This window comes from Acidovorax sp. GBBC 1281, assembly GCF_028473645.1.
Classification (GTDB): domain Bacteria; phylum Pseudomonadota; class Gammaproteobacteria; order Burkholderiales; family Burkholderiaceae_C; genus Paracidovorax.
Window position 1 is genome coordinate 5,343,001 of sequence record NZ_CP097269.1, and the last position, 12,006, is coordinate 5,355,006.

Here is a 12,006-nt window from a genome sequence, read left to right on the forward strand (position 1 = left end):
AACAGGCGAGCGTCGTTGGACAGTGGGGCCATCGCCGCCCGAGCCTGACGCCTGGTTGAGCCGGTTGATCGGCAGGCGCTGCAACGCTCCTCGGGGGCGGCCGGATTTTACGCGCCCTGCGCCCGGGCCATCACCGCGCCCAGCCTCCTGAGCGGGTTCTCCGGACAGCGGCATGGAAAGTGCTTGGCCGCTTCCCAGGAAGGAGCCCTCCCATGCAATCGCCCTTCGATGGTGCAACGCCCAGCCTATGGGTCGGTGAGATTCTGCAACGACGCCGCCTGGTGTGCGGCTCCATTCTGGCCCTCGGCCTGTCGGGCCCGCTGGCGGCCGCCGAACATCGCGATCAGCTGGAACGCATCCGCTCCGCCCGGGTCCTTCGCGTGGCGGTCCCGCAGGACTTCCCACCGTTCGGCTTTCCGCAGGGCAGCGAGCTGGCGGGCTTCGACATTTCCATCGCCAAGATGCTTTCGATGCACCTGGGCGTGTCGCCGCAGATGGTGCCGGTGCCCAGCGGGGACCGGCTGGCGGCACTGCTGGAAGACCGCGTCGACATCATCATCTCCAGCCTGGGCAAGACGCCCGAGCGCGAGAAAAGCATCGACTTCTCCAGTGTCTACGCCCCGACCTACCTCGGTGTCTTCAGCCAGCAGAAATTGAGCCGCGACGAATTGCTGAAACTGCCAGCCCCGGTCGTCGGAGCGTCGGAAAACAGCCTGGAGGAATCCCTGGTCCGGGCATTCCTGCCGACCGCAAAAATCCAGGGGTTCAAAGGCAGCGCCGCGTTGCTGGACGCCTATGCCGCAGGCCATTTCGAATTCTTCGCGGGTGGCAACGTGCTGGTGGAATCCATCAAGGATGTCGGTCTGCGGACCCGTGTGCACCAGGTGGCGCTCCTCAAAGAGAGCCCATACTATATCGGCCTTCGGCAAAACGAGGCACGGCTGAAGGACGAGATCAACCGCTTTCTGGCAAACATCCGTTCGTCAGGCGCCCTCATGGTCAACGCCATGAAATGGTTCCGCCAGAGCTTCTCGGCCGATATGTTCAAGTGAGCAGCACCGGAAACAGCGCCCACCGCCACCCTCTGATTCATCGCACCGGCAAGAACTGCAGGAAAGAACCGCCCACCAGCCCCTGCACATAGGTGATGGCGGCGCGACGGTACTTTTCGGTGGCCACTGCCGACAGCAGGTCGAGCCGGCCGATGATCTTGCCGAACTCGCGCTCGAAGCTCAGGTTGCGCCCCTGCGGACCGATCTCGTCGGCCAGCAGCAGCGGCTGGCCCGCCGCGGTGCGGCGCTGAGAAAGCATCCACACGGCGATCTCCACGTTGCGCGCCGCGTTGTACAGGTGCTGGGCATCCAGGCTGTCGAGCAGGAAGAACTCGATCTTTCCGTCGTGCGCGGTGATCAGCATGTCGGCCGTGGCGTAGATGAACGCCGCCACTCGGTCGCCCGCGAATTCGGGCGCCAGGGCCGCGGCCATCGCCGCGATGTCGCGCCGCCCCTGCAAGGGCGCCCAGACCCCGCCCTTCTCGATGGTGGTGCGGACCTGCTCCATGGCCTGCTCGCGGCCCACGGCGCTGGTCTTGCGCCATTCGGCAGGGTTGCGGCGGTAAAGCTTGTCCATCAGCCGGTAGAGACTGTCCAGGTTCTCGCGCATGGCCAGCGTCGCCAGGCGGTTCACGTCGGACTGCCCCAACTCGCTGCCATTCGCAGACGCGCCTTTGACCTCGCCATGGGGCGCGGGCGGGCTGCTGCAGCCGGACAGGGTCACCATCGCGCAACAGGACAGGAGGAGCGGAACGAAAGTCGATCGCATGGCGCCGCATTATCGACAAGGCTGGAAAGCACCCGGGGGGTTCCTGAAACTGCCGAGGCATTCCTTGCGTATCTGCACCGGCCTCGCAGGATCGCCTGGGCAGGGGCACCGACTGGTGGCAGTTGCCGCCCACGGGGCTGGATGTCCACTGTCACTGCGGTTTCCGACAGTCATCGGACAATGAGGAGCAAAAAGAGCTAAACGAGGCCGCATTCCGCCAAGGCAGGATATTTTCACGCCGAGTCGTCGTACAACTTGTGCAAAATTCACCTTTTTGGGGCACCACCCCGTCTGGAAAGAAGCCATGTCGCCCCCCATCTCCCCCTTAGCGCAACGCAGGAACGTCTTCCTGCTGGCGTTGTTTTGCTGCCTGCTCTGGGGCAGTTCGTACCCTGCGATCAAGAATGGCTACGCCCTGTTCGGCATCGACAGCAGCGACACCCCGTCCAAACTCGTGTTCGCCGGCTGGCGCTTCGCCCTGGCGGGCCTGGCGCTGCTGGCCTGGGTGACCGCCAGCGGCCGGCAGATCGGCGGCTGGCCGGCCCGGGCCTGGGGCCAATTGGCGCTGCTGGGCCTGTTGCAGACCACGCTGCAGTACATCTTCTTCTACATCGGCGTGGCGAACACGACGGGGGTGAAGGCCTCGATCATGAACGCCACCGGCACCTTCTTCAGTGTGCTGCTGGCGCATTTCCTGTACCACAACGACCGCATCAGCCATGCCAAGGCCTGGGGCTGCATCGTGGGCTTCGCCGGGGTCATGGCGGTCAACCTCGGCGCCGGGTTGGCCGGGACGCTGAGCGACTTCGAGTTCGCCCTGCTGGGCGAGGGTTTCGTGGTGATCGCCGCCCTGGTGCTGGCGCTGGGCGGCGTCTACGGCAAGCGCATTTCCCAGGGGATGGATCCCATCGTGATGACCGCCTACCAGTTGACCATCGGCGGCCTGGTGCTGCTGGCGCTCGGCTATGCCACGGGCGGCGCGCTGGGCGAGGTGACCTGGGCCTCGTCGTCGCTGCTGGCCTATCTGGTGGTGCTGTCGTCCCTGGCGATCTCGATCTGGAGCCTGCTGCTCAAGCACAACCGGGTGAGCCTCATCACCGCGTTCAACTTCATGGTGCCCGTGTTCGGCACGCTGCTGTCGGCATGGTTCCTTGAAGAAAGCCTGCTCGAATGGCGCAACGCGGTGGCCCTGGTGCTGGTGTGCGGCGGCATCTGGCTGGTCACCCGGGCATCGGCACAGCGCGCGTGAGCCTGCAGCAGCGCTTCGAGCGGGCACCCCTTTCATGCCCATGATCGGGCGCGTGGGCACCTGCCCCGAACGGCGCTGAGGGGAATCTGTGCCGACTGCCTTCAGAAAGCGCGAAAATCACCGGCTGATCTGTCACCCCTTCCCAAGGAACGCAAGCGAATGAGCACGACGCAACCGACCATCATCTACACGCTGACCGACGAAGCCCCCGCCCTGGCGACCGCCGCCTTTCTGCCGATCGTGCGGACCTTCGCGGCCCCAGCGGGCATCCACGTGGAGACCAGCGACATCTCGGTCGCTGGCCGCATCCTGGGCCAGTTTCCCGAGCGCCTGACCGAGGCACAGCGCGTGCCCGACAACCTGGCCGCCCTGGGCAAGCTGACGCTCTCGCCCGACGCCAACATCATCAAGCTGCCCAACATCAGCGCATCGGTCTCACAGCTGGTGGCGGCCATCAAGGAGTTGCAAGGCAAGGGCTATGCGATTCCCGACTACCCCGAAAATCCGACGACCGACGAAGAAAAGGACATTCGCGCCCGTTACAACAAGTGCATCGGCAGCGCGGTGAACCCGGTCCTGCGCGAAGGCAACTCCGACCGCCGCGCACCCAAGGCCGTCAAGGAATACGCCCGCAAGAACCCGCACAGCATGGCCGAATGGAGCCAGGCATCGCGCTCGCACGTCTCGCACATGCACCATGGCGACTTCTACCATGGCGAAAAGTCGATCACGCTCGACAAAGCGCGCGACGTGAAGATGGAACTGGTCGGCAAGAGCGGCAAGACCACGGTGCTCAAGCCCAAGGTGTCGCTGAAGGACGGCGAGATCATCGACAGCATGTTCATGAGCAAGACGGCCCTGCTCGAGTTCTACGAAAAGGAGATCGAGGACGCGCACAAGACCGGCGTGATGTTCTCGCTGCACGTCAAGGCGACGATGATGAAGGTGTCGCACCCGATCGTCTTCGGCCACGCCGTGCGCATCTTCTACAAGGAGGCGTTCGCCAAGCATGCGCAGCTGTTCGAAGAGCTGGGCGTGAACGTGAACAACGGCATGGTCGATCTGTACAACAAGATCGCCACGCTGCCGCAGAGCAAGCAGGACGAGATCAAGCGCGACCTGCACGCCTGCCACGAAAACCGCCCCGAGCTGGCGATGGTCGACTCTGCCAAGGGCATCACCAACTTCCATTCGCCCAACGACGTGATCGTCGATGCCTCGATGCCCGCCATGATCCGCAACGGCGGCAAGATGTGGGGCGCCGACGGCCGCCTGAAGGACACCAAGGCGGTGATCCCCGAGAGCACCTTCGCCCGCATCTACCAGGAGATCATCAACTTCTGCAAATGGCATGGCGCCTTCGACCCCAAGACCATGGGCACCGTGCCCAACGTGGGCCTGATGGCCCAGCAGGCCGAAGAGTACGGTTCGCACGACAAGACGTTCGAAGTGCCTGAAGCCGGCGTGGCCAACATCGTCGATCTGGCGACGGGCGAAGTGCTGCTGAGCCAGAACGTGGAAGAAGGCGACATCTGGCGCATGTGCCAGGTGAAGGACGCGCCGATCCGCGACTGGGTGAAGCTGGCCGTGACCCGCGCCCGCAACTCCGGCATGCCCGCCGTGTTCTGGCTGGACCCGTACCGCCCGCACGAGAACGAAGTCATCAAGAAGGTGAAGACCTACCTGAAGGACCACGACACGACCGGCCTGGACATTCAGATCATGAGCCAAGTGCGCGCCATGCGCTACACGCTGGAGCGCGTGATCCGCGGCCTGGACACGATCAGCGTCACCGGCAACATCCTGCGCGACTACCTGACCGACCTGTTCCCCATCATGGAACTGGGCACCAGCGCCAAGATGCTGTCCGTCGTGCCCCTGATGGCCGGCGGCGGCATGTACGAAACGGGCGCTGGTGGCTCGGCGCCCAAGCACGTGCAGCAACTGGTGGAAGAAAACCACCTGCGCTGGGATTCGCTGGGCGAGTTCCTGGCCCTGGCCGTCAGCCTGGAAGACCTGGGCCTGAAGACCGGCAACCAGCAAGCCACCCTGCTGGCCAGGACGCTGGACACCGCCACCGGCAAGCTGCTGGACAACAACAAGAACCCCAGCCCCAAGACCGGCCAGCTGGACAACCGCGGCAGCCAGTTCTACCTGTCCCTGTACTGGGCCCAGGAACTGGCCGCGCAGACCGAGGACACGGCCCTGGCCGCCAAGTTCGCCGGGCTGGCCAAGACGCTGGCCGACAACGAGCAGAAGATCGTCGGTGAACTGGCGGACGTGCAGGGCAAGCCGGCAGACATCGGCGGGTACTACCTGCCCGACCCGAAGAAGACCGAGGCCGTGATGCGCCCCAGCGCCACGCTGAATGCGGCGCTGGCTGCCGTGACCGCCTGATCCAGCGCGAAAACGCCGGCCCTTGCGCACGGGCCGGCCACCTGCCCCTGAAGCGCCTGCCCACTGCGATGCGGGCAGGCGCTTTTTTTATCCTGGCCGCCGGATCGGACCGCCTCTACCGGGGGACGAACAGCAGCTGTCCCTCGGGCGTCGGACGATAGCTGAAGCGCCCGTCGAGCACGACCTTGCCACCGATGCGCGCCACCCAGGTGTAGTCGCCCACGCGGGTGCCCGCGTTGCCGAAATCGCTGGGATAGTGCACGGTGCCAGCCCGCTCGCCGCCCCCTTGGGGCTCGGCGGTCGCAGTGGTCGTCTTCCCGTCCGGCATGGTCACGGTGAACTCCACACGCGGCTGGCGGGTCGCCATCTTGTCGCTCACGCTCAGCCCGATGGCCGGGCGCGCGGTGTACAGCACGCTCTGGGCGAAAGCCGGGGCCGCTGCGGCCATGACCGCCATGCATGCAGCGCTGCGAAAAGAAAATGCCATCTGTGCTCCTTTGTCTTGCGGGGGGTCAATCACCACACCGCACCGCCCGAAGTGGCGGAACGGAGGCCGGTTCCCAGGGCGCGCGGCCGATCTGCGTGCCACCACCCCAACCGTACTCGAAGGGCTCGCCCTGCGGCGACGTGCCGAACGCACTGATGCGCCCTTTCCCCACGTCCAAACCCCAGGCCTGTTCCAGGCGCGTGATCTCCAGCGGCGTCCCGGGCGGCAGCGTGCGGACCCGCTGCAGGCCGTGAAAGCGGTCGTTCGCCGTATCGCGCGGATGCGGTGAGAGCACGAGCGTCGGCGCATCGCGCACCTGGTAGAGGCCGGATTCCTGCAGCAGCACCACACGGGCCGGCGCACGCAGCGGCAGGCATCCGCTGGAAGCCAGATCATGACGGCCTTCACAGCCGGCCAGTGCCGCGAGAAGCGGCAGCCACGCCAGTCCAGCCCGGCGGCCGCAAGCCGACAGGCGCCAGGGCTCAACCCACCTTGCAACACGATTTGCCATGGGCGAAATGTGTCGCAACAGGCACTGCCCAGGGGTAAGACAACAGCGCAGCTGCGCTTTCTGTGGGCCGCGGCCCCCGTCATTTTGGTCATGCGTGGGCCATGGGGCAGTACCCCACGGCTTGCCTACGTCCCGGTCACCTAGTGGCTGATCATCCAGGGCCGCTTGGACGGAAACGCCTTCGCTCCGCTCGCCGCCGTCACCGCGGCGCTGCGCTTGCCAGAGCCGCAGCAGCCGCACCCCGCCGGATGGCGCATCCGCCCGTAACTGCCTTCGTCACCGTTGCGGGAGGAGCGCGGCGCATGCTGCGCCCGCTCGTTGGTGTCGAACGCACGGCGCTGCTCCGGGCTCACGCAGGCCAGCCGGGGAGCGCTGGCGAAGACGCGGGGGGAGGCAGCGCTGCACCGAGGGCAGGCAGCGGGCTCGTTGCGCAGCGCCAGGCTGCGCAGGGCATCAAAGCCGCCACACGTGGCGCACTGGTAGTCGTAGGTGGGCATGGCGCGGTGTCCTGTGGTGGAGGGAATCAGACGAGGTCGGGCGACAGCGGCATGTCGATGCTGCCGTCCAGCATCTTCACCGGGCCGCTGGCGTTCGGGTTGATGTCGAACTCGAAGATCTGCGTCGGCAGCCACAGCGTGGCGCAGGCGTTGGGCACATCGACCACGCCGCTGATGTGGCCCTGCACCGGGGCCGTGCCCAGGATCGAATATGCCTGGGCGCCGCTGTATCCGAACTTCTTCAGGTACTCGATCGCGTTCAGGCAGGCCTGGCGGTAGGCCACGTTCACGTCCAGGTAGTACTGCTTTCCCGCCTCGTCGACCGAGATGCCTTCGAAGATCAAATAATCGTTGTAGGTCGGCACGATGGGGCTGGGTTTGAAGATCGGGTTCTTGATGCCGTACTTGGCCATGCCGCCCTTGATCAGCGTGACCTTCATGTGCACCCAGCCGGCCATTTCGATCGCGCCGCAGAACGTGATTTCGCCGTCGCCCTGGCTGAAATGCAGGTCGCCCACCGAGAGGCCCGCGCCGTCGACATAGACCGGGAAGAACACCTTGGAGCCGCGCGAGAGGTCCTTGATGTCGCAGTTGCCGCCGTGCTCGCGCGGCGGCACGGTGCGTGCGCCTTCGGCCGCGGCCTTGGCCTTGGCTTCGCCGGTCAGGCGGCCCATGTGAGCGGTGCCGGCCGAGGGGGGGTTGGCCAGGCCAGCAGTGGGATCGGTGTCGATGAGCTTTTGCTCACGCTCGTTCCAGAGGTCGAGCATTTTCTTGTCGGGCAGGCAGCCGATGAGGCCGGGGTGGATCAGGCCGGCGAAGTTGACGCCCGGGATGTGGCGCGAGCTGGTGAACATGCCCTTGAAGTCCCAGATCGATTTCTGCGCCTCGGGGAAATGCTCGGTCAGGAAGCCGCCGCCGTTCTTCTTGGAGAAGAAGCCGTTGAAACCCCACAGGCTGTCCTGCTTGGCGCCGATGTCGAGCAGGTCCACCACCAGCAGGTCGCCCGGCTCCGCGCCCTTGACGCCCACCGGGCCCGAGAGGTAGTGCACCGTGGTCAGGTCGATGTCGCGCACGTCGTCGGCGCTGTCGTTGTTCTTGATGAAGCCGCCGGTCCAGTCGAAGGTTTCCAGAATGAAATCGTCGCCCGGATTCACCCAGCAGGCCATTGGAATGTCGGGATGCCAGCGGTTGTGGATGTTCTCGTTCTGGGTCGGCGATTGGCTCAGATCGACGTGGATGAGGGTTTCAGCCATGGCGTGCTCCTGGAAAGTGAAGGGAAGAGAAGGCGAGTGGGAAGGAACGGAAATCCGTCGCGGACCGTGGCCGGTCACACGGACAGGTAGGCCTTGATGCGCTGCTGGTCGGTGTCGGCGCGGGCGGTCTCGTGCACCAAGCGGCCGCCTTCGATCACGAAGAGGCGGTCGGCCACGTCCATGGCGAACGAGAGCACCTGCTCGCTCACCACGATGGTGATCTGCCGCAGCTTGCGGATCTCGTTGAGGGCCTTGGCGATGTCCTTGATGATCGAAGGCTGGATGCCCTCGGTGGGCTCGTCCAGCAGCAGCACCTTGGGATCGGTCACCAGCGCACGGGCGATGGCCAGCTGCTGCTGCTGCCCGCCCGAAAGATTGCCGCCCTTGCGCCGGCGCATGTCCCACAGCACCGGGAACAGCGCATAGATCTCCTCGGGGATCTGGCGGGTCTTCGAGTTCTCCAGGCCGGTCTGGATGTTCTCCTCCACCGTCAGCGTGGGGAAGATCATGCGGCCCTGCGGCACGTAGGCGATGCCTTTGGCCACGCGCCGGAAGCTCTCGTCCCGCGTCACCTCCTGGCCGGCCACGCTGATGCAGCCGCTCTTGACCGGCATCACGCCCATGAGGCTTTTGAACAGCGTGGTCTTGCCCATGCCGTTGCGGCCCATGATGGCCACGGTTTCATTGGCGCGGCCCTCGAACGAGATGCCGTGCAACGCTTCGCTCTGCCCATAGGCGACGTGCAGGTCTGTGACTTTCAGCATGGATTGAGGCTCCAGAAAACTCAGGGCATGGGCAAAGGACAGCAGCGCGTCTCAATGGCCGAGGTACACGTCGATCACCTTGGGGTCGTTCTGGACCTTGTCCATCGATCCCTCGGCCAGGATCTTTCCCTGGTGCATCACGGTGACCTTGTGCGCGATGCGCTTGACGAACTCCATGTCGTGCTCGATCACGATCACCGCGCGGTTCCTGCAGATACGCTGCAGCAGTTCGGCCGTGAGCTCGCGCTCGCGCGCGCTCATGCCGGCGATGGGCTCGTCCAGCATCAGCAGCTCGGGCTCCTGCATCAGCAGCATGCCGATCTCCAGCCATTGCTTCTGGCCGTGCGAGAGCAGGCCGGCCTCGGTGGCGAGCAACCCGCCCAGGCCGATGTCGTCGGCCACGTCCTGCACCCGCTCCTTCACTGCGCTGATGCAGCGAAAGGCCAGCGCACCGAACACGGTGCGCCCGGTGGGATAGGACACCTCCAGGTTCTGGAAGACCGACAGGTTCTCGTAGATGGACGGCGTCTGGAACTTGCGGCCGATGCCCAGCCGCACGCGCTTGTGCTCTGCCATGCGCGTCAGCTCCTCGTTCTTGAACTTGATGCTGCCGCTGGTGGCGCGCGTCTTGCCGCAGATCAGGTCCAGCAGCGTCGTCTTGCCCGCGCCGTTGGGGCCGATGATCACGCGCAGCTCGTTCCTGTCCACGTACAGCGTGAGGGTGTCGATGGCCTTGAAGCCCTCGAACGAGACGGTCAGGTCTTCCACGGCCAGGGCGAAGTCGGTGTTGCTCATGGGAGGTGCTCCGGTTGCGTGCGCTCAGGCGCTCTGGCGGCGGGTGCCTTCGGGCAGGCCGGGCCCGCGCGCCGCCGGCTCGGTATCCACCGCGGTGCTGCGCGCCGCGGCGGCCTGCGGCGCGGGCACTGCGGCCTGGCGCAGGGCCTCGCGGCGGCCCTTCCACCAGGGCACGATGCGGCTTTCCCACAGGCCGGCCAGCCCCAGCGGGAAGGCCATGGTCACGCCGATGAACAGTCCCGCCATGAGGAACAGCCACAGGTCGGGAAAGCTCTCCGAGAAGTACGTCTTGCCCGCGTTGACCAGCAGCGTGCCGTACACCGCGCCCACCAGGCTCATGCGGCCACCCACCGCCGCGTAGATCACCATCTCGATCGACGGCACGATGCCCACGAAGCTCGGCGACATGAACCCCACCTGCAGCGTGAACAGCGCACCCCCGATGCCCGAGAGCGCCGCCGCCAAGCAGAAGGTAAACACCTTGAAATTGGCGACGTCGTAGCCCGAGAACCGCACGCGGTCTTCCTTGTCGCGCATGGCCAGCAGCAGCGTGCCCAGCTTGCTCGTCTGGATGAAGCGGCACAGCACGATGGACGCCACCAGCAGCGCCACGCACACGTAGTAAAGAATGTATTTGGCGCTGTCAGTGCGCGTGTCCCAGCCCCACAGCGTCTTCAGGTCGGTCATGCCGTTCACGCCGCCCGTATAGCCCTGCTGGCCGATGATGAGCACGGTGCAGATCAGCGCCACGGCCTGCGTGATGATCGCGAAATACACGCCGCCCACGCGGCGCTTGAACATGGCGAAGCTCACCACCCAGGCCAGCAGCGTGGGCGCCACGATCACGGCCGCCAGCGAGAACGGCAGGCTCTTGAACGGCACCCAGAACGCGGGCAGCTCGGTGATCTGGTTCCAGTCCATGAAGTCCGGAATGCCCGGTGTGGACTGGATCCTGGTGCTCATGGGGTCGGAGGCTTCGAGCTTCAGAAACATCGCCATGGCGTAACCGCCCAGGCCGAAGAAAACGCCCTGCCCCAGGCTGAGCACGCCGCCATAGCCCCACACCATCACCAGGCCGATGGCCACGAAGGCATAGGTGAGGTACTTGCCGACGAGGTTCAGCCGGAAGATGTCGAGCGCCAGCGGCAGCACCACGGCCAGCAGCACCGTGAGCAGCACCAGGCTGGCCAACTGGTAGCGCAGGATCCAGGCTTTGAGGGCATTCATGGGGCGACTCCGGTGGGTGCAGCGTGTGGACAAGGCGATGGAAGCGATGGGGGCGCGCTCAGCGGCGCACCTTCGAGGCGAACAGGCCCTGCGGCCGCACCATCAGGATCAGCACGATCAGCGACAGCGTGATCACCTTGGCCATGGAGCCGGCGAGGAAGAACTCAGTGATCGATTGCGTCTGCGCGATGCCGAAGGCGGACACCACCGTGCCCAGCAGGCTCGCCGCGCCGCCGAAGGTGACGACGAGGAACGCATCGACGATGTAGAGCGAGCCCGAGGTGGGCCCCGTGGAGCCGATGGTGGTGAACGCAGCGCCCGCCACCCCAGCGATACCGCAGCCGATGGCGAAGGTGAGGCGGTCGGTCTTCTTCGTATCGATGCCGATGGCGTTGGCCATCACCCGGTTGCTGACCGTGGCCCGCACCCGCAGGCCCCAGCGGCTCTTGTGCAGCGCGAGCAGCACGCCCACCGTCACCACCAGAGTGAGCGCCAGCACGAACAGGCCGTTGATGGGAATGTCCAGCCCCTCCGCGGGCGCCCACGATCCCAGCAGCCAGTCGGGCAGGGTCGGACTCACCTCCTTGGGGCCGATGAAGGTGCGAAAGCACTGCTGCAGCCCCAGGCTGATGCCCCAGGTGGCCAGCAGGGTGTCCAGCGGGCGCTTGTACAGGTGGCGGATCAGGCCCCATTCCACCAGCCAGCCCGCAATGAACGCGAAGCCGAAGGCCGCGGCGATGGCCAGCGGGAAATAGAACGGCATCCACTGCGGCGCGTGCGTGGACGCGAGCGTGGAGCCCAGGTAGATGGTGTAGGCGCCGATGGTCATGAACTCGCCGTGCGCCATGTTGATGACGCCCATCTGGCCGAAGATGATCGCCAGCCCCAGGCCCATGAGCAGCAGCACGGCGAACAGGCTCAGGCCGGCGAAGCCCTGCATCAGGCCGATGTTCATCATTTCGGAAAAGGTCATGGTGCAGCTCCTGCGTGCAAGCCCATCAAAGA

Annotated in this window: 12 protein-coding genes and 1 riboswitch; of the genes, 3 read left to right on the plus strand and 9 right to left on the minus strand. The window is 65.6% G+C overall.

Annotation, left to right across the window (positions count from 1 at the left end):
• Nucleotides 1-98: riboswitch (S-adenosyl-L-homocysteine riboswitch) on the minus strand.
• A 114-nt stretch (nt 99-212) separates the two neighbouring features.
• Entirely contained in the window at nt 213-1,052 is an 840-nt protein-coding gene (locus M5C96_RS25080) for a transporter substrate-binding domain-containing protein (protein ID WP_272566023.1), read from the plus strand.
• A 37-nt stretch (nt 1,053-1,089) separates the two neighbouring features.
• Here the strand turns inward: M5C96_RS25080 and M5C96_RS25085 are convergent, their stop codons facing one another.
• Entirely contained in the window at nt 1,090-1,779 is a 690-nt protein-coding gene (locus tag M5C96_RS25085; RefSeq protein WP_272566024.1) for a hypothetical protein, read from the minus strand.
• Between the two features lie 346 nt (nt 1,780-2,125).
• On the opposite strand from M5C96_RS25085, the gene M5C96_RS25090 reads away from it, so the two are divergent.
• Nucleotides 2,126-3,070 (plus strand): DMT family transporter, encoded by a 945-nt coding sequence (locus M5C96_RS25090; RefSeq protein WP_272566025.1) that lies wholly within the window; start codon nt 2,126-2,128, stop codon nt 3,068-3,070.
• 159 nt (nt 3,071-3,229) lie between these two features.
• A complete protein-coding gene (locus M5C96_RS25095; protein WP_272566026.1) occupies nt 3,230-5,467 on the plus strand; it encodes an NADP-dependent isocitrate dehydrogenase in 2,238 nt (745 codons plus the stop codon).
• Between the two features lie 115 nt (nt 5,468-5,582).
• On the opposite strand, the gene M5C96_RS25100 is transcribed toward M5C96_RS25095, so the two are convergent.
• The 8 genes from M5C96_RS25100 to urtB all read right to left on the minus strand — a co-directional run bounded on the left by M5C96_RS25100 (nt 5,583) and on the right by urtB (nt 11,974).
• The gene (locus M5C96_RS25100; RefSeq protein ID WP_272566027.1) at nt 5,583-5,954 is read right to left on the minus strand and encodes a hypothetical protein; all 372 of its coding nucleotides are present in this window, start codon (nt 5,952-5,954) and stop codon (nt 5,583-5,585) included.
• A gap of 25 nt (nt 5,955-5,979) precedes the next feature.
• Complete coding sequence (locus M5C96_RS25105; protein ID WP_272566028.1) at nt 5,980-6,465, minus strand: hypothetical protein; 486 nt, start codon at nt 6,463-6,465, stop codon at nt 5,980-5,982.
• A 140-nt stretch (nt 6,466-6,605) separates the two neighbouring features.
• Nucleotides 6,606-6,962: an FmdB family zinc ribbon protein gene (locus M5C96_RS25110; protein WP_272566029.1), complete on the minus strand. Its 357-nt coding sequence runs from the start codon at nt 6,960-6,962 to the stop codon at nt 6,606-6,608.
• A gap of 26 nt (nt 6,963-6,988) precedes the next feature.
• Nucleotides 6,989-8,215: a formamidase gene (gene fmdA, locus M5C96_RS25115; protein WP_272566030.1), complete on the minus strand. Its 1,227-nt coding sequence runs from the start codon at nt 8,213-8,215 to the stop codon at nt 6,989-6,991.
• A 74-nt stretch (nt 8,216-8,289) separates the two neighbouring features.
• Nucleotides 8,290-8,979 (minus strand): urea ABC transporter ATP-binding subunit UrtE, encoded by a 690-nt coding sequence (gene urtE / locus M5C96_RS25120; RefSeq protein WP_272566031.1) that lies wholly within the window; start codon nt 8,977-8,979, stop codon nt 8,290-8,292.
• Between the two features lie 51 nt (nt 8,980-9,030).
• Nucleotides 9,031-9,774, minus strand: a complete 744-nt coding sequence (urtD, locus tag M5C96_RS25125) for an urea ABC transporter ATP-binding protein UrtD (protein WP_272566032.1) — start codon at nt 9,772-9,774, stop codon at nt 9,031-9,033.
• 24 nt (nt 9,775-9,798) lie between these two features.
• On the minus strand, nt 9,799-11,001 hold the full coding sequence (gene urtC, locus M5C96_RS25130) for an urea ABC transporter permease subunit UrtC (protein ID WP_272566033.1): 1,203 nt from the start codon (nt 10,999-11,001) through the stop codon (nt 9,799-9,801).
• A gap of 58 nt (nt 11,002-11,059) precedes the next feature.
• Entirely contained in the window at nt 11,060-11,974 is a 915-nt protein-coding gene (urtB, locus tag M5C96_RS25135) for an urea ABC transporter permease subunit UrtB (protein WP_272566034.1), read from the minus strand.
• Nucleotides 11,975-12,006 lie beyond the last annotated feature (32 nt).